This is a genomic window from Ralstonia edaphi, assembly GCF_958350185.1.
GTDB lineage: Bacteria > Pseudomonadota > Gammaproteobacteria > Burkholderiales > Burkholderiaceae > Ralstonia > Ralstonia edaphi.
This window is the reverse complement of sequence record NZ_CATWHI010000006.1, coordinates 212,656-234,239: the sequence shown is the minus strand read 5'-3', so window position 1 is coordinate 234,239 and position 21,584 is coordinate 212,656. Positions and strand designations below refer to the sequence as shown.

The window sequence follows — 21,584 nt, the reverse complement described above, 5'->3', positions numbered from 1 at the left end:
TCACTTCGGTAGCGACGCCCGCTTCCTTCAGGCGGACCGCTTCTTCCACGGCGATCTCGTCGAACGGGTTCATGCTCATCTTGACGTTGGCAAGATCGACACCGCTGCCGTCCGTCTTCACGCGAACCTTCACGTTGTAATCGATCACGCGCTTGACTGCGACCAGGACTTTCATGCGCTCACTCCACTAATTGATAAGACGATTTTGCAAAACGCCGGCCATTATAAGGGGGGCCGGTCGCTCGCGTAATTTTTCCGAACGGTCGTGCTATTTTAACCGCGAAAATTTGCCGGACGCCAGTCAAACGTCCGGCAATCTGTTTGGTAGAACCCTCTACCGGATCACCGAAGGATCACGAAGTGATTACCAAGCCACAATCACCGCATCTTTGTACTTCGTCTTAACGAAGGACTTCACGGCGTCGGAATGATACGCCTTCACGAGCTTGGCGACCCAGGGTTGATCCTTGTCGGCCACGCGGATGGCGATCACGTTGGCATACGGGCCCTTCGGGTTTTCGATGGCGATGCCGTCCTTGGTCGGGTCCAGGCCGGCCTTTTCAGCGTAATTGCCGTTGATGGCGGCTGCATCCAGATCATCCAGCGAGCGAGGCAGTTGCGCGGCGTCGAGCTCGACGAACTTCAGCTTCTTCGGGTTATCAGCCACGTCGCGCGGCGAAGCCTTGAAACCGGCGTTCGACTTGAGCTTGATCACGCCTTGCGATTGCAGCAGCAGCAGCGCGCGGCCGCCGTTGGTCGGGTCGTTCGGCAGACCGAAGCGCGCGCCGTCCTTCAACTCCTTCAGCGACTTGATCTTCTTGGAGTAGATGCCCATCGGGAAGGTGATCGTCTGGCCGACGCTCACGAACTTGTAGCCGCGCGTGGCGATCTGGTCATCCAGATACGGCTGGTGCTGATAGCTGTTGGCGTCCAGGTCACCGGCAGCCAGGGCCGCGTTCGGCTGGATGTAATCGTTGAATTCGACGATCTGGAGCTTCAGGCCGTCCTTCTCGGCAACCTTCTTCACCTCTTCCATGATCTCGGCGTGCGGGCCGGCGGTCACGCCGATCTTGATCGGCTTGCCCTGCGCGAGCGCGCTGCCTGCGACCAGTGCCAATGCGGCGCCAAGGCTCGCGGACCATTGCAGCAGTTGACGGCGATTCATTGTGTTTCCTCGTTGTGTCTGTCGATTGAGTGATTAACGGTGGCTCAGGCGGCGCACGAGCCAATCGCCCGTCGATTGCACCGCCTGCACAAAGACGATCAGGATGACGACAACCGCCAGCATGATGTCCGATTCGTAGCGCTGATAGCCGTAGCGGATACCCAGGTCGCCCAGGCCGCCGCCGCCGATGGTGCCCGCCATGGCCGAGTAGCCGACAAGGCTGACGAAGGTGATCGTCAGACCGGCCAGGATGCCCGGCATCGCTTCCGGCAGCAGCACCTTGTAGACGAGTTGTCCGGTCGTCGCGCCCATCGACTGCGCGGCTTCGATCAGGCCACGGTCGACCTCGCGCAGCGCAGTCTCGACGAGGCGCGCAACAAACGGAATCGCAGCAATCGTCAGCGGCACGATGGCCGCGGCGGTGCCGATGGACGAGCCGGCCAGCAAGCGCGTGAACGGAATCACCGCGACCAGCAGGATGATGAACGGCACCGACCGCACGGCATTGACGACGAGGCCGGCCACGCGATTGAACGCCGGTGCCGACAACACGCCGCCCGCAGTCGTCAGATACAGCAGCACGCCCAGCGGCACGCCGAACAGCGCGCCAATACCGCCCGACACGCCGACCATGGCAAGCGTTTCCCAGAAGGCGGGCAAAAACAGATCGGTCAGGTCAGACCACATGATTGATCTCCTCGACCACCACGCCCTGCTCGCGCAGGAAGTTCATCGCGTTGTTGATGTCAGCGGTATCGCCCGATGCCAGGATCGCCAGCGAGCCAAACGCCTGGCCTTGAATCTCGTCGATATGGCCGTGCAGGATGTTGAAGTCGAGTCCGTAGTTGCGGATCGCCTGGGCCAGCACGGGCTGGTCCACGCCTGCGCCGGTAAAGGCGAGGCGGAACAGGTGGTCACGCCCCCCGTGCTCCCGTGCTGTAAGGCGGCTTTCAACGCGCGCCAGAACGGAAGGCGGCAGCTCTTGCGAGATCACCTCGCCGATGAGCGCGCGCGTCACGTCGTGCTCAGGCTTCAGGAACACGTCGATGACGCGACCAAGCTCGACCACGCGGCCGGCGTCGAGCACCGCCACGCGATCGCACACCTGCTTGATGACTTCCATCTGGTGCGTGATCAGCACGATGGTCAAGCCAAGCTCGCGATTGATCTTGCGCAGCAGGTCCAGAATCGAGCGCGTCGTCTCCGGGTCGAGCGCGGAGGTTGCCTCGTCGGAGAGCAGCACATCCGGCTGGCTCGCCAGCGCGCGCGCAATGCCGACGCGCTGCTTCTGGCCACCGGAAATCTGCGCGGGATAGCGGTCCTTGTGCGCGGACAGGCCCACCAGTTCGAGCAGCGGCAAGACGATCTCGCGGATGCGTTCGCGCGATGTGCCGGCCAACTCCAGCGGCAAGGCCACGTTGTCGTACACGGTGCGCGACGACAGCAAATTGAAGTGCTGGAAGATCATGCCGATCTTGCGGCGCGCCTGGCGCAGCCCATCGGCGTTCAGTGCAGTGAGTTCCTGCCCCGCCACGGTGACGGTGCCGGCGGTCGGCCGATTCAGCAGGTTGATGACACGGACCAGCGTGCTCTTGCCCGCGCCGCTGCGCCCGATGATGCCGAAAATCTCGCCCCGATTGATGGTCAGGTCGACGTCGCGCAGCGCGTGGACGTCATGGCCGCCCGCTCCCCGGAAGTGCTGCGATATCCCCTTAAGTTCGATCATGCGTACAGACAAAAACGGCAACCGCCCTGTTTCGAGGCCGTTGCCGTCTCTTTTTTGTTGGAATGAGGCGCTAGTGTAAGGCAGGCCCTACATGCGAGGAACGATTCTTTAACGATGTCTTTATTACTTTTTCAAATGACATCGACGATTCGTCATCGTGGACCGCTTAAAGCTCCGCCAGCGCCTTGACGTGCGCCACGACACTGCGGCCGAGCGCGCTGAGGTTGTAACCGCCTTCCAGGCAGCTGACGATGCGGCCCTTGGCATGCGTGCGGGCCACCTGCATGAGCTGCTGCGTGATCCAGGCGTAGTCCGCCTCGACCAGGCCCATCTGGCCCAGATCATCTTCGCGGTGCGCATCGAAGCCTGCGGAGATGAACAGCATCTCGGGCCGGAACGCGTCGAGGCGCGGCAACCAGATCGTTTCCACCACCTCACGCACGGTCAGGCCATTGGTGTACGCCGGCAGCGGGATGTTGACCATGTTGGCCGCCACCGTTTCGGAGCCAGAGTACGGATAGAACGGGTGCTGGAAGATGCTACACATCAGCACGCGCGGCTCGTCGATAAATGCCGCTTCGGTGCCATTGCCGTGGTGCACATCAAAGTCGACGATTGCCACGCGCTGCAAGCCGTGATGCTCGAGCGCATGGCGCGCGGCCACGGCGACGTTGTTAAAAAAGCAGAAGCCCATCGCGCGGCCGGGCTCGGCATGGTGGCCAGGCGGGCGGACGCTGCAGAAGGCATTTTCCAGTTCGCCGGCGATGACCTTGTCGGTGGCATCCACCGCGGCACCTGCAGCCAGCACCGCCGCCATATAGGTGTGCGGATTCATCGAGGTGTCGGGATCGATCGACATGTAGCCGGCAATCGGCACACTGGCCACCAGCTCGCGCACGTACTCGGTGCGATGTACGCGGCACAGCTGCGCCTCGGTCGCGGGAGGCGCTTCGCAGGGAACGAGCAGGTCGTCGATCCGGCTGGCGATGAGCTGGTCTTCGATCGCGCGCAGGCGGTCCGGGCATTCGGGATGGTGCGGTCCCATCTCGTGCCGGAGGAATTCGGGATGCGTGTAGAGGCCGGTCGCCATGTTGTTGTGATCCGGTGTGCTTCAGTGTCTCCAGCCGCTACGTTAGCACGGCTGTGCGACAACGCCGCGCGCCCGGGCGATCCCACAGACGCATCCGCTACAATGCCCCGATCCCGTTTGAAGCCCGCCCATGAGCCAATCGCCTTCTTTCCGTCGTCCCATATTGCGCGCCCTGGTGGCTGGCGCAGCGCTCTCCGCGCTCTCCTTCCCGGCACTCTCGCTGGCTGCCAAGAAGGCCGCCAAATCGCCCAAGCGCCGCGTCGCGGTGCATGAAGAAGAGATCGACCCCGATCGTTATCGCAACAATCCGCAAACGCAGGCCTTCATCGGCATGCTGGTCGCGCAGTACAACTTTGACCGCACCTCGCTCGATACGCTGTTTGCGGGCACGGCCTACTCCGCCACGGTGGCGCGTCTGATCTTGCCGCCGGCCACACCGTCGCGTCGGAGCTGGACGGCGTATCGCGGCCGCTTCATCGAACCCATCCGGATTGGCGCCGGCGTGCGCTTCTGGCAGCAATACGGCGATACGCTGCGCCGCGCCGAAAACGAATTCGGCGTACCGGCCGACGTGATCGTGGGCATCCTGGGCGTCGAGACCATCTACGGCCGCGACATGGGCAACTTCCGCGTGATGGATGCGCTGTCCACGCTGGCCTTCGACTACCCCGACACGCCCAACCGCGAAGACCGCAGCACGATGTTCCGCAACCAGTTGAAGGATTTCCTGCTCTGGTGCCGGGACACGGGCACGGACACGTTTTCGGTCCTGGGTTCGTATGCGGGCGCAGTCGGCATTCCGCAGTTCATGCCGACCAGCATCCGCGAATACGCCATCGATTACGACCGCGACGGCCACATCGATCTGCGCAACAGCGCGGTGGACGCCATCGGCAGCGTCGCGCGATTCCTTCAGATGCACGGCTGGGAGCCGAACCGCCCCGTGATGTGGAACATTGCCCGCGATGCCGACAGCCAGGGCATTGCGGCCGCCGCTGCAGACGGCCAGCCGTATCCAGGCATGACGCTATCCAAGCTCACACGCGCCGGCCTGGCGCTGGCTCCCGGTGTCGATGTCGCTCGCGAGCAGGAAACCGAAGTGCTGATGATCGATCTGCCCACACCTGGTCAACCGACCGAGTACCGTGTCGGCCTACGCAATTTCTACGTCCTGACGCGCTACAACCGCAGCTTCTTCTACGCGGCCGCGGTGTACGAGCTGGGCCAGGCCGTGCGGCAGGCGATGCAGGGTTGATGGCCGTCAGCGCAAATGAAAAAGCGCAGCTTTGGCTGCTGCGCTTTTTTTAATGGCGATGCGGCGTCCCGTCAGGCAGGGAAGACGCCCGTCGACAGGTAACGATCGCCCCGGTCGCACACCACGAAAACGATCGTGGCGTTCTCGACTTCCTCAGCTACACGCAGTGCCACGCACAACGCGCCGGCCGCGGAGATTCCGCAGAAGATGCCTTCTTCACGAGCCATGCGACGTGCCATGTGTTCGGCGTCGGACTGGCTCACCGGCTCGGTGCGATCGATGTACTTGGGATCGTAGATCTTCGGCATGTACGCTTCGGGCCACTTGCGGATCCCGGGGATGCGTGAACCCTCTTCCGGCTGCGCGCCGATGATCTGGATGTCGGCGTTCTTCTCTTTCAGGAAGCGCGAGACGCCGGTAATCGTGCCCGTCGTGCCCATCGCCGAAACGAAATGCGTAATGCGGCCTTCGGTGTCGCGCCACAGTTCGGGGCCGGTGGTCTCGTAGTGCGCAAGCGGGTTGTCGGGGTTGGCGAACTGATCGAGGATGACGCCCTTGCCTTCCTTCTCCATCGCGTCGGCCAAGTCGCGGGCGTATTCCATCCCGCCCTTGACGGGCGTCAGGATGATCTCTGCGCCGTAAGCCGCCATGCTCTGGCGGCGCTCCACCGACAGGTCTTCCGGCATGATCAGCACCATCTTGTAGCCGCGCACGGCGGCAGCCATGGCCAGCGCAATGCCGGTATTGCCCGACGTCGATTCGATCAGCGTATCGCCCGGCTTGATGCGGCCTCGCGCTTCAGCGCGCTTGATCATGGACAGCGCTGGGCGATCCTTAACCGAGCCGGCCGGGTTATTGCCCTCAAGTTTGCCGAGGATGACATTGCCGCGGCGCGCGTTGCCTTCGCCGGGAATGCGTTGGAGCTGAACCAGCGGTGTGTTGCCGATGGTGTCTTCGATGGTGAGATAGGCCATGATGCGTGGGGGACGGGAATCCGGCCATTGTAATGCAGCCAAAATCCCTGCCCCGCACATGGCAAAACGCCCCGCTCGGCGCGGGGCGTTGCGGCAGGATGACTGTCGCGCTTACTTCTTCTTCGCTTCCTTACCGTCCTTCTTGGCGGCCGCCTGTGCCGGTACCGGAGCCGGTGCGCCGAACGTCAGGCCTTCGTTTTCCAGCTTGGTGAGCGTCTTGTCGCCAATGCCGGCCACCCGAGCCTTGAAGTCGGCGGCGTCTTTGTACGGCCCGTTCTTGGTGCGCTCTTCAATGATCGACTTGGAACGCTTGGGGCCGATGCCGGACAACGTCTCCAGCGCTGCGTGGTCTGCGGTGTTCACGTCTACAGCGGCCCACGAGGCCGACAGCATCGACAGCGACATCAACGCGGTGGCCAACAGCTTCTTCAACATGTGTTTCTCCTTGGTGTTGGGAATAAAAAACCGCCACACGGGGTGGCGGTTTCGACACATCTTAAAGAGGCCGTGGCGACGCCGCAGGAAACGAATAAAAAGTCACACGCTGTCTGATTGTTGGCGGCGGCTATGGAATCAGGCCGGCTGCTTCAACAGCCACTGGCAGTACCGCTCCACGCCTTCCTGGACCGTCAGGAACGGCGCCGTGTAGCCCGCTGCGCGCAGGCGGGACTGATCAGCCTGTGTGAAGCACTGATACTTGCCACGCAATGCATCGGGAAACTTCACATACTCGATGAGCCCTTCCTGTGCCAGTTCTTCGGTGGAAAGCGCAGGCTTGCCTTCTGCTCCGCGCAGCGTGTTCACGACTGTCGTGGCGATGTCGTTGAACGGCTGCGCGCGGCCCGTTCCGAGGTTGAAGATGCCCGACTTGTCCGGATTGTCGAAGAAGAACAGGTTGACTTTCACCACATCTTCCACCGACACGAAATCGCGCATCTGGCCGCCTTGCGGATAGCCGTTGTACTCGCCGAACAGCTTGACGGTGCCTTCAGCGCGGAACTGGTTGAAGTTGTGGAATGCCACCGACGCCATGCGCCCCTTGTGTTGCTCGCGCGGGCCATAGACGTTGAAGTAACGGAAGCCGACGATCTGCGACAGCGCGGTCGGCATGACACGGCGCACGACTTGGTCGAACAGCAGCTTGGAATAGCCGTACACGTTCAGCGGCCGCTCGAACTCGGGCTCTTCGCGGAAGGTTTCCGACGCGCCGTACGTGGCCGCCGATGACGCATAGAGGAACTGCACGCCCTGGTCCAGACACGCGCGCATCACCGCCAACGAGTAGCGGTAGTTGTTGTCCATCATGTAGCGGCCATCGGTCTCCATGGTGTCGGAGCAGGCGCCTTCATGGAAGATCGCGCGGACCTTGCCGAACTCGCCGCGCGCAAAGCGTTCGACAAAATCGGTCTTGTCCAGGTAATCGCTGATCTGGCAGTCGACGATGTTCTTGAACTTGTCGGCCCGCGTGAGATTGTCGACGGCGATGATGTCGGTCTCGCCGCGCTCGTTCAGGCCCTTGACGATGTTGGCGCCGATGAAGCCGGCCGCGCCGGTGACGATGATGGTCATGATCTGTTGATCAGGTGATCAGTTGAAGAGTTCTGCGTGCGTGACGACGGCCGTGCCCAGCTTGCCGACGACGATGCCGCCGGCGCGATTCGCGTACTGCACGGCTTCCTTGATGTTTGCGCCGGCGCCCAGCAGCGTGGCCAGCGTCGCGATGACGGTATCGCCCGCGCCCGAAACATCGAACACCTCGCGCGCCTGCGCCGACACATGCAGCACTTCGTGTTCGGTGTAGAGCGTCATCCCCTCTTCCGAACGCGTAAGCAGGAGCGCTTCGAGCTGCAGTTCGCGGCGCAGATTCTGTGCACGGATGGTGAGGTCTTGTTCCGACTTCCACGAGCCGACCACCTGGCGCATTTCAGCGCGGTTGGGCGTGATCATGGTGGCGCCCCTGTAGCGCGAATAATCGTCGCCCTTGGGGTCCACCAGCACGCGGCGGCCCGCCTGGCGCGACGTCTCGATCATCTTGCCGACATGCGTGAGACCGCCCTTGCCGTAGTCCGACAGCACCACCACGTCGTGCTGCGGCACCAGCGTGGAAAAACGGTCGAGCACCGACATCAGCACTTCGTGCGTGGGCGCGTTCTCGAAATCGACGCGAATCAATTGTTGCTGACGTGCCAGCACGCGCAGCTTGATCGTCGTGTTGACCGCCGGATCCCGATGCAGGTGACCGGTGACGTGGCTCTCGCCGAGCAGCGTTTCGATGCTCCGGCCCGGCTCATCGTCGCCAATCACACCGAGCATGGCCGCCTGCGCGCCGAGCGCCGCCACGTTGCGCGCCACGTTGGCGGCACCGCCAAGGCGTTCGTCCTGGCGCTTGATCTGCACGACGGGCACCGGCGCTTCCGGCGAAATCCTGTCGACGTCTCCAAACCAGTAGCGGTCGAGCATCATGTCGCCGACCACCAGAATGCGGGCGGCGTGGATCTGTTCGGAAGCGAGCGTGGTCATGTGTCTGGGCGTCGGCAGCGGCCGGTGGCTCTTGGTGATTACGATTGGGTGGAACGCCCGATGGCCTGGTATTCAAAGCCCGCTTCGCGCATGGCTTGCGGCTCGAACAGGTTGCGACCGTCGAACACCATCGGCGTCTTCAACAGGGCCTTCACGGCGTTGAAGTCCGGGCTGCGGAATGCCTTCCACTCGGTCACGATGACCAGCGCGTCGGCATCCTTGAGCGCGTCCATCTGACCGGCGCAGAACGTCACACGTTCCAGTTGCTCAGCAGAAAGATCAAGGCCCAGCGCATGACGAGCTTCTTCCATCGCAACGGGGTCATACACTTGAACCCGTGCGCCACGGGCCAGCAGCGCGGCAATCAGGATACGGCTCGGAGCCTCGCGCATGTCATCAGTGTTCGGCTTGAACGCCAGGCCCCAAATGGCGAACGTGCGGCCCGTCAGGTCCGCGCCCATGCGGTCTTCGATCTTGCCGACCAGCACTTCCTTCTGCTTGTCGTTGACGGCTTCAACGGCTTCCAGCACATGCAGCGTCTGACCGTACTCCTGCGCCGTGCGCACCAGCGCCTGCACGTCCTTGGGGAAGCACGAACCGCCGTAGCCGGTGCCGGCGTACAGGAAGCTGTAGCCGATACGCGGGTCGGAGCCGATGCCCAGGCGAACGAGTTCGATGTCAGCGCCCACCTTGTCGGCGAGATTGGCCATCTCGTTCATGAACGAGATGCGCGTGGCCAGCATCGAATTGGCGGCGTATTTGGTGAACTCGGCGGAGCGCAGGTCCATGTAGAACGTGCGCTCGTGGTTGCGGTTGAACGGCGCGTAGAGCGTGCGCATGATGGCCTTGGCGCGCAGACCGTCGTTATCGCCATACGTGCCGAGCACGATGCGATCCGGACGCATGAAGTCGTCCACCGCGGCGCCTTCTTTCAGGAACTCAGGGTTCGATACCACCGAGAAGCCGACGTCCGACTTGCCACGCGTTGCCAGCACTTCCCGAACCGCAGCGCGCACCTTGTCGCCCGTTCCCACGGGCACCGTCGATTTGTCGACGATCACCTTGAAGCCCGTCATGTGCTGGGCGATGTTGCGGGCAGCCGCCAGCACGTATTTCAGGTCGGCCGAGCCGTCTTCATCGGGCGGCGTGCCAACAGCGATGAATTGCACATCGCCGTGCGCCACGCTGGCAGCCACGTCGGTCGAAAACTGGATGCGGCCAGCCGCGCGGTTACGCTCGATCAGCTCCTTGAGGCCCGGTTCGTAGATGGGCACGCCGCCGGCGTTCAGCAGGTCGATCTTCTTCTGGTCGACGTCGAGGCAGAACACATCGTTGCCCAGCTCCGCCAGACATGCGCCGGTGACCAGACCGACATAACCGCTACCGATGATGGTGATTTTCATACGAACACTTAAAAATTAAAAAAGCGCCAGCGCGGCCGCTACACACCTACCGCGCCGGACTGAATTACATGCTGGCGCCGCCACTGCCGCCGAGCGTCTCAGTACGGCGGGGAGCATACGTTTCCCAACGGTTGCAGCCCGGGCACTGCCAATAGAACAGACGTGCGCGGAAACCGCACTCCTGACAGGTATAGCGCGCCAGATTGCGGGTACGGCTTTGCAGCAGATCGCGGATCGCGCCGAGATCCTGCGCGCGCTGGATGTCGGCGTTGCTTCCCGCTTCGACCGGGTCAGCCAGCGCACTCTCCGCCACATCGACTGTCGCGGGCGCTTCATGGCCAACGGCCTCAGACGCACGGGTCGCTTCGGCTTCCACCAGCCGCGTCAACGCCATCAACGAAGGCTGACGACGGATCTGGTCGCGCATCAGCGCCACCGCATCATCGATGCCGTGTACGTCCAATTCGTATTTGTAGACGGTATCAAGCAGTTCGGGGCCCAGGCGTGCGTCCATCTTGGAGCGCAGCCAGGCCAGCCCCTCGGCGGCGCGGCCTAGCTGCGTGTAGGCCTTCATCAGCCGTTCGGCCACCAGCGGCAAGAACGCCGTGTTTTGCTGCTCGATGCTGCGCCAACGCTTGATGGCGCCTTCAACATCGCCCTGCCCTTGCGCCACATCGCCCAACTGGATGGTGGCGCGCACGTTCTTGGGATTCTCCTGCAGCGCACGCTCCAGCCATTCGACGGCGGTCGGCACGTCCTTGCGTTGCAGCGCTTCCTGCGCAACTTCGCAGCAGAACTGCGCGATCTGCACGGCGTAATCCTTGCCTTGCAGCTTCTGCAATTCTCGGGCGGCGTCAATGGCCTTGCGCCACTCCTTCTCGACTTCATACAACTCGAGCAGCACGCGCTTGGCTGGCTCGGCAAATGTGCCTTCCATCAGCATGCGCAGGGATTCCTCGGCGCGATCCAGCAGGCCCGCGCGCAGAAAATCCTGCCCAAGTTCAAACAACGCGTGATCGCGTTCATTGGACGGCAGATCGGGACGATTGACGAGGTTTTGGTGAACGCGAATGGCGCGTTCCGTTTCGCCGCGCCGGCGGAACAGGCTGCCGAGCGCAAAGTGCAGTTCCGTGGTCTCCGGGTCCAGCCGCGCAACTTCAATGAAGGCGTCGATCGCCTTGTCGGGCTGCTCGTTGAGCAGGAAATTCAGCCCCTTGAAATACGAGCGCGGCAGCGACGATTGTTCGGTGCGCAACTGGCGAGCGTCGAGCCGCGCAGCCACCCAGCCCAAGCCAAACACCAGGGGGATGGCTAACAGCCACCAGAGATCAAAATCCATGCGTCAGACCTTGGGGCCGGGAACGTGATACGGAGAATCGGCAACAACGGGCGTCGGCACCTCGGTCACCTCTTCGGCCTTCTCCATGCGACCGATCTGGCGACGCAGGCGGCTTGCCGTGAAGCGATGCCGCATGACGCGCGGCGCCATCGCCAGCATGGCCAGCAAGATACCGGCGACAAAGAACGCCAAGGCGATCAGGATCAACGGTGCGTGCCAGACCACGCCCAACGGCAGCACGAGCGAGACTTCCGCCGTGTTGTGCAGTGCCAGCACGAAGAGCAGCACAAACAACAGGATGCGGATGACCCAGACGAGAAATTTCATGCGGATTCGGAAACGGGCGGCGGTGCAGCAGCCGGATGCGGCGCGATTGCCGTGTTGTGCCGCATTGTAGCGGATTCATATGCCGGCAAGCCACGCCAGGCTTGGCGGCAGACAAGCACTCCCAGAATAAAAAACGCCCCGGCGAGCGGGGCGTTCCTGAAACTACCAAATGCTGCCTGGCCTCAGCGCGACATGGCCAGCGGCACCGCGGTGTCTACCGGAAAACCGGCAGCCTGGCGGGTGCTGTCAACCTGTCGCGCAGCCTTTACAGCCGCGAGCGACACAGCAGACTCGCCCTCCGAAGAAGGCTCGCCTTGTCGCTCGAGGCTGCGGTCAACCCGTTCGCGCAACTCCTTGCCCGCTTTGAAGTGCGGCACCCGCTTTTCGGGGACCAGCACCTTCTCACCGGACTTGGGATTGCGACCGACGCGGGGCGGACGACGATTCAGACCGAAACTCCCGAAACCGCGGATCTCGATACGGTGGCCGTCCGCCAAGGCGTCGGACATCGCATCCAGGATCGTCTTGACCGCGATATCGGCGTCCCGCAGCAGCAGCTGCGGAAAGCGGGCGGCCAGCTTTTCCACGAGTTCGGACTTGGTCATGGGCATCGTGCGCGCGTCCTCGTCGTTCTTTAGGGTCGACCCAGCGGATGCTTACTGGTTGGTTTCGTTCAGCTTGGCCTTCAGCAGCGCGCCGAGGTTCGTGGTACCAGCTGCGCCGGTATCCGCCGAGAACTTCTGCATCGCTTCCTGTTGGTCGGCGCTGTCCTTCGCCTTGATGGAAACGTTGATGTTGCGCGACTTGCGATCGATGTTGACGATCATCGCGGTCATCGTTTCGCCTTCCTTCAGCACGTTGCGGGCATCTTCCACGCGGTCGCTCGAGATTTCCGAGGCGCGCAGGTAGCCTTCGACGTCGTCAGCCAGCTGCACCACGGCGCCCTTCGGATCAACGGCCTTGATCGTGACCTGCACGATCGAACCCTTGTCGTTGGTCGAGATGAAGTTGTTGAACGGGTCGCCCGACAGTTGCTTGATACCCAGCGAGATGCGTTCCTTGTCGACGTCGATGGCCAGCACAACGGCTTCCACTTCGTCGCCCTTCTTGTACTTGCGAACGGCTTCTTCGCCAGTCTCTTGCCACGACAGATCCGACAGGTGCACCAGGCCATCGATGCCGCCCGGCAGACCGATGAACACGCCGAAGTCGGTGATCGACTTGATCTGGCCGGCCAGCTTGTCGCCCTTCTTGTGGTTGCGCGCGAAATCGTCCCACGGGTTGGCCTTGCACTGCTTCATGCCCAGGCTGATACGACGCTTGTCTTCGTCGATATCCAACACCATGACTTCCACTTCGTCGCCCAGCTGGACAACCTTGGACGGAGCAACGTTCTTGTTGGTCCAATCCATTTCCGACACGTGGACCAGCCCTTCGATGCCGGCTTCGATCTCGACGAACGCGCCGTAGTCGGTCAGGTTGGTCACCTTGCCGAACAGGCGGGTGCCTTGCGGGTAGCGGCGCGAGATGCCGACCCACGGATCTTCGCCCAGTTGCTTGACGCCCAGCGAGACGCGGTTCTTCTCTTGGTCGAACTTGAGGATCTTGGCGGTGATTTCCTGGCCAACCGACAGCACTTCGCTCGGGTGACGCACACGACGCCATGCCAGGTCGGTGATGTGCAGCAGACCGTCGATGCCACCCAGATCCACGAACGCGCCGTAGTCGGTGATGTTCTTGACGATACCGTTGACGATCGCGCCTTCCTTGAGCGTTTCCATCAGCTTCTGACGCTCTTCGCCCAGCGTGGCTTCAACCACGGCACGGCGCGACAGCACAACGTTGTTGCGCTTGCGATCCAGCTTGATGACCTTGAATTCGAGGGTCTTGCCTTCGTACGGCGTGGTGTCCTTGATCGGACGCACGTCGACGAGCGAACCCGGGAGGAATGCACGAATACCGTTGACCATGACGGTCAGACCGCCCTTGACCTTGCCGGTCACGGTACCGGAGATGATCTCGCCGGATTCCAGTGCCTTCTCAAGGTTCAGCCACGAAGCCAGACGCTTGGCCTTGTCGCGCGACAGGATGGTGTCGCCGTAGCCGTTTTCCAGTGCGTCGATCGCGACCGAAACGTAGTCGCCGACTTGCACTTCCAGCTCGCCCTGATCGTTCAGGAATTCTTCGACCGGAACAAAAGCTTCAGACTTCAGGCCCGCGTTCACAACGACGAAGTTGTGGTCGATACGCACAACTTCCGCAGAGATCACTTCGCCAGCCTTCATATTGGACTTGGCGATCGACTCTTCGAACAGGGCGGCAAAAGATTCGTTAGTTTGGGACATAAAAGATAGGCATCCGCAGAACATGCCTCGCATTGCTTTCGCAGAATGGGCGAAGACACGCATGCGGGGTTACGAGTTGAACAACCGCCGGCAGCGACATGCCACCGGCACCGAGATCGAACCAGTTCAGCCGGTTCAGTTCGCCTTGTTGGCGCCCTGCACCTGGCGGTACCAGTCCAGTACCTGCGCGACCACTTCATCGACCGTCATGTCGGACGAATCCAGTTGCCGCGCATCTTGCGCCGGGCGCAGCGGCGCGACACTGCGGGTACGATCCCGCAAATCACGCGTCTCCAAGTCCTGCGAAAGACTTTCCACTGTAGCAGAAAAACCCTTTGCAATCAATTGTTTATAGCGCCGCTCGGCGCGTGCCTGCACGCTCGCCGTCAGGAACACCTTGAGCACCGCTTCGGGGAAAACCACCGTGCCCATGTCGCGGCCGTCAGCCACCAAGCCGGGCGCCTCAAGGAACGCCCGCTGACGTGCGTGCAACGCCTCACGCACCGCGCCATGCACGGCGATGGCCGAAGCCTGGTTGCCGACCGACTCATGACGCAAAGCCAAGCTCACATCTTCACCCTTGAGCCAGATATGGTCTGCCTTGAAACGCACATCCAAGTCGCGAGCGATACGCACGAGGCTGTCAACGTCATGGTCGTCGATGTTCTCGCGCATGCTGGCAAGCGCCACCAGCCGGTACAGCGACCCACTATCCAGCAGGTGAAAACCAAGCAGATCAGCGACCTGGTGGGCGACCGTGCCCTTGCCCGATGCGGTCGGACCGTCGATGGTGATGACCGGGTACGGCGTGGAAGCGGCAGTGTCGGACATGGTGGGTGCTGGCAGTAATTGCGGGTCAAGCGGTGATGCCACCGAACGCCGTGAAGTATTCCGGGAACGTCTTGCCGACGCAGCGCGGGTCGTTGATCCGCACCGGCACCGGGCCGAACGCCGCCAAGGAGAAAGCCATCGCCATACGATGATCATCGTAGGTGTCGATGCCGCCGGCGGGCGGCGTCCATTGCGACGGAGGCGTCACGCGAATGTAGTCTGCGCCCTCTTCCACTTCGGCGCCGAGCTTGCGCAGTTCGGTGGCCATGGCGCTCAGGCGGTCGGTTTCCTTGACGCGCCAGCTCGCGATGTTCGTCAGCGTGGTCGTGCCGTCGGCAAACAGCGCAGCGACCGCCAACGTCATTGCCGCATCTGGAATGTGGTTGCAATCCAACTCGACGGCGTGCAGCTTGCCGTCATCGCGCTCGACGCCGCGCACTTCGATCCAGTTGCCGCCAGCCATGACGTTGGCGCCCATGCGGTTCAGCGCGTCGGCAAAGCGGACATCGCCCTGGATGCTCGACATGCCAACGCCCTCCACGCGCACGGGCCCGCCGCCGAGCGCGCCGGCGGCCAGGAAGTAAGACGCCGACGAGGCATCGCCTTCCACAAAGATCTCGCCCGGCGCCTTGTAGGCCACGCCCGTCGGCACGGTGAATGATGACCAACCGTCCCGCGCGACCTGCACGCCGAAGCGCGCCATCAGATTCAGTGTGATCTCGATGTACGGCTTGGAAATCAACTCGCCAACCACTTCGATGGTGACGTTGCCAGCAGCCCCCACCAGCGGCAACGCCATCAGCAACGCCGTCAGGAACTGGCTCGACACATCGCCGCGCACGCGAATCGGAGCGTCGATCCTGACCGGCGCGGCGTGGATCGCCAGGGGCGGATAACCTTCGTTGCCCGTGTAGTCGATGCGCGCCCCGACTTGGCGCAGGCCATCGACCAAGTCGCCGATCGGCCGTTCGTGCATGCGGGGCACGCCGTGCAGCGTGTATTCGCCGCCTTGCAGCGCCAGCGCGGCCGTCAGCGGACGGATGGCTGTGCCCGCGTTGCCCATGAAGAGGTCGGCGGACTTGTTCGGGAAACGGCCGCCGGTGCCGGTCACACGGTACGCGTTGTCGCCCAGGCCTTCGACCGATACGCCGAGCTTGCCAAGCGCATCCAGCATGACGCGCGTGTCGTCAGAGTCGAGCAGGTCGCGCACCACGGTTTCGCCCTGCGCGAGCGCGGCGAGCAGCAGCACACGATTGGAGATGCTCTTCGAGCCAGGCAGCTTGATGGTGCCGCGCGCCGTCTTCAGGGGGCCGACGTCGAGATGTTCCATGAATCCACTCAGTTCAAAACAAAACGTTATTCGGATTGCGCATCCGCGGCATTGCCGGGTGCGACCCGTTGCGGCCACGCCAGGCGCGCTTCGCTGGCCCGGCGGAACACTCGCTCAAGCGCTGCGCCGTCGCGCTCCGCAATCATGGCCTTCATGCGGCCGATCACCGCTTCGTAGGTGGTGAGTTCGCGCAATAGCGCTTCGCGATTCGATAGGCAGATGTCACGCCACATTTCGGGCGACGATGCGGCGATACGCGTGAAATCACGGAAGCCGCCGCCTGCGAAATCGAGCTTGAGCGCACCGTCTTCGGCATTGATGATCTGCGCAACCAGGGCGTACGACAGCACGTGCGGCAAGTGGCTGACAGCAGCGAACACGGCGTCGTGCTGCACGGCCGACATGATGTGGCAGTAGGCACCCGCCGCTTCCCACATCGCCTGCACACGGGCGACATCGCTGCGGCGGTTCTCCTGCAGGGGGCACAGCACGGTCTTTTTGCCGACATAGAGATCGGCCAACGCGGCCTCCACGCCGTTCAGTTCACGACCGGCGATCGGATGGGCCGGCACGAACTGGCTGACTTGGTCGCCCAGCGCGGTCTTGGCAGCCATGATGACGTCGGACTTGGTGCTGCCGGCATCCGTGACGATGGTGTCCGGGCCCAGATGCGGTTGCATGGCCAGCAGCAACGGCAGCGTCTGGGCGACAGGCGCGCACAGCACGACCATGTCGGCGCCGCGCACGGCCTCTTCCATCGGCAGGGCTTCGTCGATCACGCCGAGTCGGATCGCCGCCTCAAGCGACGCAGCCGATCGCCCGACGCCGACGACACGCCCGACCACACCGGCTCGACGCAACCCGAGCGCCAGCGAGCCGCCAATCAGGCCGACGCCGACAATCACCAACCGGGAACTGGAAAAAGAAGAGGCCACAACACCGCCCTGCTAGAAAAAAGCAAAGCGGCATTGTAGCCCGATGTGCGCGGCGCTCGATGCCTGATACGGGGCGCTGCGGCGGTCGCAGCGGAAGTTACGCGGCCGCTTTTTCCTGCGCCAGCGCTGCCTCCAGGGCGGCGATGAATGTGGCGTTCTCTTCCGGCAAGCCGATGCTGATGCGCAGCCATTGCGGCAAGCCGTAGTTGCCGACCGGACGCACGATCACCCCTTGCTTGAGCAATGCAACGTTCACGCGCGCACCGGCGCTCGTGTTATCACCCACGCGCACCAGGACAAAATTGCCTGATGACGGTACGTACTGCAGACCCAGCCGATCAAAGGCGTTAGTCAGTTGCACGTAGCCGGCTGCGTTCAGTTCGGCCGATTGGCGCAGAAACTCCGCATCGTTGAGCGCCGCTACCGCCGCGGCTTGCGCCAGGCTGTTGACGTTGAACGGCTGGCGAATCCGGTTGAGCAGATCGGTCAACTGCGGTTGCGCAATGCCGTAGCCCACACGCAGGCCGGCCAGCCCGTACGCCTTGGAGAACGTGCGCGACACCAGCAGGTTCGGGTATTGGCGGACCCACGCAACGGAGTCGTACTGCTGCTCCGGGTTCAGGAATTCGTTGTACGCCTCGTCTAGCACGACGACGACCGTCGGCGGCACCTTGGCCAGGAACGCGGCAATCGCATCGGCCGGCAGGAAGGTGCCGGTCGGGTTGTTCGGATTGGCGATGTAGATCAGGCGCGTGTCTGGCGTGATCGCAGCGGCCATCGCGTCGAGATCGTGGCCGTAATCGCGGGCCGGCACCTCGATGGCGCGCGCGCCCACTTCCTGGGCCGCCAGCGCATACACGGCAAACGAATGCTGCGCGTAAATCACAGCCTGCCCCGGCGACACCAGCGCGCGAGCGGCCAGCTCAAGGATGTCATTGCTGCCGTTGCCGAGCGTGATCCATGTTTCCGGCACGCCAAACTTGGCATGCAGCGCGGCTTTCAGGCTGAAACCGTTGGCATCCGGATAGCGCGCCAGTTCATCAATGACCGCAGCCATCGCGTTCTTGGCTGACTGCGGCATGCCCAGCGGGTTTTCGTTGGACGCGAGCTTGACGATGCGCGCGGCATCCAAGCCGAACTCGCGTGCCACTTCGGAAATCGGCTTGCCGGCCACATAAGGGGCGATGGCGCGGACATACTCGGGGCCGAACTGCAAAGACATGGGGTGCTCCTCCGTTATCGACGCTCTGCCCGTGCAGAGCGCCTTGAATCCCTCAATGTGCCGAGGGATAGGACCCCAACACTTTGAAATACGCCGCGTCATGACGCAGCTTTTCCAGCGCGCGCGCTACTTGCGGGTCGCGCTGATGGCCTTCCACGTCGACGTAGAAGTAGTACTCCCACGCGCCGCTGCGCGCCGGGCGCGACTCGAAACGGCACATCGACACGCCGTTCTCGGCCAACGGCGCCAGCAACTTGTAGACGGCACCGGCCTCGTTCGGCACCGACAAAATCAACGACGTCTGATCACGCCCGCTCGGCTCCGTCTCGTAATTGCCAATCACGACAAAGCGCGTGCGGTTGTGCGGATCGTCTTCCACATTGGCACGCACCACGTGCAGCCCGTAGCGGTTGGCCGCCTGCACGCTTGCCAGCGCGGCCACCGTTTCGTCCTCGCCAGCCATGCGCGCAGCCTCGGCGTTGCTCGACACGGCCTCGCGCGGCAGGTTCGGATAGTTCGTGTTCAACCACCGTTGACACTGCGCCAGCGCCTGCGCATGCGCACGCACCACCTTCACCTGCGACATGTCGCCCGTCTTGTGCAGCAGGTTGTGATGCACCCGCAGCGCAATTTCGCCGCTGATCTTCAGCGACGTCTGCAAGAACAGATCGAGCGTGCGCGACACCACGCCTTCCGTCGAATTTTCGACCGGCACCACGCCGCAATCGACCGTGCCGGACTCCGCCGCACGAAACACCTCGTCGATGCTCGGGCACGGCATCGGCTGGATTTCGTGGCCGAAATGCGCGATCACCGCCTGCTCCGAAAACGTGCCTGCGGGGCCGAGGTAACCGATGCGCAGCGCCTGTTCCAGGCCGCGGCACGCCGACATCACCTCACGCCAGATGGCGGCGATGCTCTCGTCGTGCAGAGGCCCTTGATTGCCCGACTGCATCTTGCGAATGACCTGCAGTTCGCGGTCCGGCCGAAACGCCGGCGACGAATAGCGCTTCTTCACTTCGCCCACTTCCTGCGCCACCTTGGCGCGGTCGGAAAGCAGGGCAAGCAGCTGGTTGTCGATGGCGTCGATCTGCGTGCGCAACGGCGCAAGCTCCGCCGCCAATGCGGCGTCCTTGTTTTGCTTCGTATCGTCTGACTGACTGGTCATTGTAGGAATCGGGTTCGGCAACGGATTGCAAATTGCCGCGCGAAGCGGGCGCTTCGCGCAATGTTCTGCCGTGATCGAGGATCAGCGTTACGCGGACGCTCTTTCAAAGTCACGCATGAAGTCGACCAGTGCCTCTACGCCTTCCAGCGGCATCGCGTTGTAGATGCTCGCCCGCATGCCGCCCACGGACTTGTGGCCCTTGAGCTGCACCAACCCGCGCTCGCGCGCCTGCGTGAGGAAGGCCTCGTTGCGGGATTCGTCGTTGAGGAAGAACGGCACGTTCATGCGCGACCGGCACGTCGGATGGATTTCGTTGCGGTAGAAGCTGCTGGCGTCGATAAAGTCGTAGAGCATCTTCGACTTGATGATGTTGCGCGTCTCCAGCGCCTCGACCCCACCCTGACGCTTGATCCACTGGAACACGAGCCCGGCGATGTAGATGGCGTAAGTGGGCGGCGTGTTGTACATGGAGCCGTTTTCGGCCACGAGACGCCAGTTGAATGCCGACGGGCACAGCGGATGCGCGTGGCCCAGAAGGTCCTTGCGGACGATAGCGATGGTCAATCCGGCCGGGCCGATGTTTTTCTGCGCGCCGCCGTACAGCACCTGATAACCGTTCCAGTCGATCGGCCGCGAGAGGATGTGGCTCGACACGTCGGACACCACCACACGCCCGTGCGCCTGGCCGACATCGGGCGTCTCCTGATATTCAACGCCAACAATGGTTTCGTTCGTGCACAGGTGCACGTAGGCCGCATCCGACGACAGCTTCCAGGTCGATACATCCGGGATCTTGTGGAAGCGCTCGGCCTCGCTCGTGGCAGCGATGTTCACCTCGCCGTACTTGCGCGCCTCCTGCTGCGACTTGATCGACCACGTGCCGGTGACGACGTAATCCGCCTTCGGCGCATCGGCCGACAGCCGGCGCATCAAGTTCAGCGGCACGATCGCGTTTTCGGCGATGGCACCGCCTTGCAGGAAGAGGATTTCGTAATTGTCCGGCACCGCCAGCAGCTGCCGCAAATCGCTGAACGCTGCCGCCAGAATGCTTTCGAATTCGCGGCCGCGATGGCTCATTTCCATCACGCTCATGCCGCTGCCGTGCCAGGAGACCATCTCCTCCTTCGCCTGCTCCAGCACCTCGAGCGGCAGCACTGCCGGCCCTGCCGAAAAGTTGTACACACGCGCCTGGCTGGCTTGGAGGGCTCGATCCGCTTGGTTCATAGGACGAAGGGCAAAAGAAAAATGGCTGTCTGGGCGCAAACCCAAACAGCCATTATCTACCAACTGACAGCCCGACGGGGATTGTGTCCCGATCGTCTGTCTATGCCGGTCAATTACTTCGCAGCAGCGGCAACTTCCTTGTCAGCCATGTCGCGCATCTTCTTGCCGACTTGCGGACCGTACTTCTGCATCACGTTGCCCCACACTTCCTGCATGGCCTTGCCTTGGTTAGCCATGAACTTCTGGCCACTCGGCGTCTTCAGGAACGTGGTCAGGTCCTTGATTTCCTGGGTCGAGTAGTACTTGCCCAGCGAGTCATAGTGGGCTTGCAGCGCGTCCTTGCGGAAGGCTTCCGTGTCGAAGTCCTTGCCAGCGCCGTCGGTCATGCGTTGCACAGCGCCATTCTTCTTCAGCTTGTCGACAGCCGCTTGCTTCTGCTTGTCGTTCAAAGTCTTGTTCTCGACCAGAGCCTGCTCCAGCACCAGCGGGGCCTCCTGCTTTGCGCCGTTGGCCAGCACTTCACCCTGACCCTTGATGGCTGCGTCGACGTTCATCGTCGTCAGCAGGTCCTTGATGGCTGCCGTCTTGTCAGCGTCGCCAGCCTGCGCGAATGCAAACAGCGGAGCGAAACCGGCCACCACGATCAGATGTTTGAGTTTGAGACTCTTGTGCATTGTTGCTCCCTTGAGATAAGCGTTGCGTTTAGGCCGGGCGTGTGACGCAAAAGTTC

At 62.6% G+C, this 21,584-nt stretch carries 21 protein-coding genes and 1 pseudogene; 1 reads left to right on the top strand and 21 read right to left on the bottom strand.

Features of this window, described 5'->3' with window-relative positions; all coding sequences use genetic code 11:
• The 5 genes and pseudogenes from R2669_RS21325 to R2669_RS21305 all read right to left on the bottom strand — a co-directional run.
• Positions 1 to 175 (bottom strand): annotated as a pseudogene (locus tag R2669_RS21325) (electron transfer flavoprotein subunit beta/FixA family protein); the annotation flags it as partial.
• A 189-nt stretch (positions 176 to 364) separates the two neighbouring features.
• Positions 365 to 1,165, bottom strand: a complete 801-nt coding sequence (locus tag R2669_RS21320) for a MetQ/NlpA family ABC transporter substrate-binding protein (RefSeq protein WP_316888164.1) — start codon at positions 1,163 to 1,165, stop codon at positions 365 to 367.
• A gap of 33 nt (positions 1,166 to 1,198) precedes the next feature.
• Entirely contained in the window at positions 1,199 to 1,852 is a 654-nt protein-coding gene (locus R2669_RS21315) for a methionine ABC transporter permease (protein WP_027677866.1), read from the bottom strand.
• Positions 1,842 to 2,891: a methionine ABC transporter ATP-binding protein gene (locus R2669_RS21310; protein WP_316901947.1), complete on the bottom strand. Its 1,050-nt coding sequence runs from the start codon at positions 2,889 to 2,891 to the stop codon at positions 1,842 to 1,844. Before R2669_RS21310 ends, R2669_RS21315 begins: the two co-directional genes overlap by 11 nt.
• A 166-nt stretch (positions 2,892 to 3,057) precedes the next feature.
• Positions 3,058 to 3,981, bottom strand: a complete 924-nt coding sequence (locus tag R2669_RS21305; RefSeq protein ID WP_316901946.1) for a histone deacetylase family protein — start codon at positions 3,979 to 3,981, stop codon at positions 3,058 to 3,060.
• Positions 3,982 to 4,111: 130 nt separating this feature from the next.
• Between R2669_RS21305 and mltB the strand changes: the two genes are divergently transcribed.
• Positions 4,112 to 5,236: a lytic murein transglycosylase B gene (gene mltB / locus R2669_RS21300; protein WP_316874177.1), complete on the top strand. Its 1,125-nt coding sequence runs from the start codon at positions 4,112 to 4,114 to the stop codon at positions 5,234 to 5,236.
• Between the two features lie 71 nt (positions 5,237 to 5,307).
• Here mltB and cysM read toward each other — a convergent pair whose 3' ends face one another.
• The 16 genes from cysM to R2669_RS21220 all read right to left on the bottom strand — a co-directional run bounded on the left by cysM (position 5,308) and on the right by R2669_RS21220 (position 21,528).
• Entirely contained in the window at positions 5,308 to 6,210 is a 903-nt protein-coding gene (gene cysM / locus R2669_RS21295; RefSeq protein WP_316901945.1) for a cysteine synthase CysM, read from the bottom strand.
• Positions 6,211 to 6,321: 111 nt separating this feature from the next.
• Positions 6,322 to 6,645, bottom strand: coding sequence for a ComEA family DNA-binding protein (locus R2669_RS21290; RefSeq protein WP_316874176.1), 324 nt, complete (start codon positions 6,643 to 6,645; stop codon positions 6,322 to 6,324).
• A 138-nt stretch (positions 6,646 to 6,783) separates the two neighbouring features.
• On the bottom strand, positions 6,784 to 7,779 hold the full coding sequence (rfaD, locus tag R2669_RS21285; protein WP_147218072.1) for an ADP-glyceromanno-heptose 6-epimerase: 996 nt from the start codon (positions 7,777 to 7,779) through the stop codon (positions 6,784 to 6,786).
• An 18-nt stretch (positions 7,780 to 7,797) separates the two neighbouring features.
• Complete coding sequence (gene rfaE1 / locus R2669_RS21280; protein WP_051530813.1) at positions 7,798 to 8,730, bottom strand: D-glycero-beta-D-manno-heptose-7-phosphate kinase; 933 nt, start codon at positions 8,728 to 8,730, stop codon at positions 7,798 to 7,800.
• 38 nt (positions 8,731 to 8,768) lie between these two features.
• Positions 8,769 to 10,133 carry a UDP-glucose dehydrogenase family protein gene (locus R2669_RS21275; RefSeq protein ID WP_316901944.1) on the bottom strand — a complete coding sequence of 455 codons (1,365 nt, stop codon included), beginning with the start codon at positions 10,131 to 10,133 and terminating at the stop codon, positions 8,769 to 8,771.
• A 64-nt stretch (positions 10,134 to 10,197) separates the two neighbouring features.
• A complete protein-coding gene (gene lapB, locus R2669_RS21270) occupies positions 10,198 to 11,472 on the bottom strand; it encodes a lipopolysaccharide assembly protein LapB (RefSeq protein WP_316888171.1) in 1,275 nt (424 codons plus the stop codon).
• Between the two features lie 3 nt (positions 11,473 to 11,475).
• On the bottom strand, positions 11,476 to 11,799 hold the full coding sequence (locus R2669_RS21265; protein ID WP_147218081.1) for a LapA family protein: 324 nt from the start codon (positions 11,797 to 11,799) through the stop codon (positions 11,476 to 11,478).
• Positions 11,800 to 11,981: 182 nt separating this feature from the next.
• Positions 11,982 to 12,410, bottom strand: a complete 429-nt coding sequence (locus R2669_RS21260) for an integration host factor subunit beta (protein ID WP_147218083.1) — start codon at positions 12,408 to 12,410, stop codon at positions 11,982 to 11,984.
• Positions 12,411 to 12,455: 45 nt separating this feature from the next.
• A complete protein-coding gene (rpsA, locus tag R2669_RS21255) occupies positions 12,456 to 14,144 on the bottom strand; it encodes a 30S ribosomal protein S1 (RefSeq protein WP_027677877.1) in 1,689 nt (562 codons plus the stop codon).
• Between the two features lie 135 nt (positions 14,145 to 14,279).
• The gene (gene cmk, locus R2669_RS21250) at positions 14,280 to 14,975 is read right to left on the bottom strand and encodes a (d)CMP kinase (RefSeq protein ID WP_316901943.1); all 696 of its coding nucleotides are present in this window, start codon (positions 14,973 to 14,975) and stop codon (positions 14,280 to 14,282) included.
• Positions 14,976 to 15,000: 25 nt separating this feature from the next.
• Positions 15,001 to 16,305 carry a 3-phosphoshikimate 1-carboxyvinyltransferase gene (gene aroA / locus R2669_RS21245; RefSeq protein ID WP_316901942.1) on the bottom strand — a complete coding sequence of 435 codons (1,305 nt, stop codon included), beginning with the start codon at positions 16,303 to 16,305 and terminating at the stop codon, positions 15,001 to 15,003.
• Between the two features lie 26 nt (positions 16,306 to 16,331).
• Positions 16,332 to 17,240 (bottom strand): prephenate dehydrogenase, encoded by a 909-nt coding sequence (locus tag R2669_RS21240; protein WP_316901941.1) that lies wholly within the window; start codon positions 17,238 to 17,240, stop codon positions 16,332 to 16,334.
• 97 nt (positions 17,241 to 17,337) lie between these two features.
• On the bottom strand, positions 17,338 to 18,462 hold the full coding sequence (gene hisC, locus R2669_RS21235; RefSeq protein ID WP_316901940.1) for a histidinol-phosphate transaminase: 1,125 nt from the start codon (positions 18,460 to 18,462) through the stop codon (positions 17,338 to 17,340).
• Between the two features lie 52 nt (positions 18,463 to 18,514).
• Positions 18,515 to 19,630: a prephenate dehydratase gene (pheA, locus tag R2669_RS21230; RefSeq protein ID WP_147218099.1), complete on the bottom strand. Its 1,116-nt coding sequence runs from the start codon at positions 19,628 to 19,630 to the stop codon at positions 18,515 to 18,517.
• Between the two features lie 87 nt (positions 19,631 to 19,717).
• Positions 19,718 to 20,854 (bottom strand): 3-phosphoserine/phosphohydroxythreonine transaminase, encoded by a 1,137-nt coding sequence (serC, locus tag R2669_RS21225; protein WP_316888176.1) that lies wholly within the window; start codon positions 20,852 to 20,854, stop codon positions 19,718 to 19,720.
• A gap of 113 nt (positions 20,855 to 20,967) precedes the next feature.
• Complete coding sequence (locus tag R2669_RS21220) at positions 20,968 to 21,528, bottom strand: DUF2059 domain-containing protein (RefSeq protein ID WP_012761551.1); 561 nt, start codon at positions 21,526 to 21,528, stop codon at positions 20,968 to 20,970.
• Positions 21,529 to 21,584 lie beyond the last annotated feature (56 nt).

Bases quoted from the DNA above. Each gene is read 5' to 3' on its own strand.
- R2669_RS21275 (WP_316901944.1), bottom strand. From the start codon at position 10,133: ATGAAAATCACCATCATCGGTAGCGGTTATGTCGGTCTGGTCACCGGC.
- mltB (WP_316874177.1), top strand. From the start codon at position 4,112: ATGAGCCAATCGCCTTCTTTCCGTCGTCCCATATTGCGCGCCCTGGTG.
- R2669_RS21310 (WP_316901947.1), bottom strand. From the start codon at position 2,891: ATGATCGAACTTAAGGGGATATCGCAGCACTTCCGGGGAGCGGGCGGC.
- aroA (WP_316901942.1), bottom strand. From the start codon at position 16,305: ATGGAACATCTCGACGTCGGCCCCCTGAAGACGGCGCGCGGCACCATC.
- R2669_RS21315 (WP_027677866.1), bottom strand. From the start codon at position 1,852: ATGTGGTCTGACCTGACCGATCTGTTTTTGCCCGCCTTCTGGGAAACG.
- R2669_RS21320 (WP_316888164.1), bottom strand. From the start codon at position 1,165: ATGAATCGCCGTCAACTGCTGCAATGGTCCGCGAGCCTTGGCGCCGCA.
- R2669_RS21260 (WP_147218083.1), bottom strand. From the start codon at position 12,410: ATGCCCATGACCAAGTCCGAACTCGTGGAAAAGCTGGCCGCCCGCTTT.
- serC (WP_316888176.1), bottom strand. From the start codon at position 20,854: ATGAACCAAGCGGATCGAGCCCTCCAAGCCAGCCAGGCGCGTGTGTAC.
- pheA (WP_147218099.1), bottom strand. From the start codon at position 19,630: ATGACCAGTCAGTCAGACGATACGAAGCAAAACAAGGACGCCGCATTG.
- rpsA (WP_027677877.1), bottom strand. From the start codon at position 14,144: ATGTCCCAAACTAACGAATCTTTTGCCGCCCTGTTCGAAGAGTCGATC.
- R2669_RS21265 (WP_147218081.1), bottom strand. From the start codon at position 11,799: ATGAAATTTCTCGTCTGGGTCATCCGCATCCTGTTGTTTGTGCTGCTC.
- lapB (WP_316888171.1), bottom strand. From the start codon at position 11,472: ATGGATTTTGATCTCTGGTGGCTGTTAGCCATCCCCCTGGTGTTTGGC.
- hisC (WP_316901940.1), bottom strand. From the start codon at position 18,462: ATGTCTTTGCAGTTCGGCCCCGAGTATGTCCGCGCCATCGCCCCTTAT.
- cysM (WP_316901945.1), bottom strand. From the start codon at position 6,210: ATGGCCTATCTCACCATCGAAGACACCATCGGCAACACACCGCTGGTT.
- R2669_RS21305 (WP_316901946.1), bottom strand. From the start codon at position 3,981: ATGGCGACCGGCCTCTACACGCATCCCGAATTCCTCCGGCACGAGATG.
- rfaD (WP_147218072.1), bottom strand. From the start codon at position 7,779: ATGACCATCATCGTCACCGGCGCGGCCGGCTTCATCGGCGCCAACATC.
- rfaE1 (WP_051530813.1), bottom strand. From the start codon at position 8,730: ATGACCACGCTCGCTTCCGAACAGATCCACGCCGCCCGCATTCTGGTG.
- R2669_RS21290 (WP_316874176.1), bottom strand. From the start codon at position 6,645: ATGTTGAAGAAGCTGTTGGCCACCGCGTTGATGTCGCTGTCGATGCTG.
- cmk (WP_316901943.1), bottom strand. From the start codon at position 14,975: ATGTCCGACACTGCCGCTTCCACGCCGTACCCGGTCATCACCATCGAC.
- R2669_RS21220 (WP_012761551.1), bottom strand. From the start codon at position 21,528: ATGCACAAGAGTCTCAAACTCAAACATCTGATCGTGGTGGCCGGTTTC.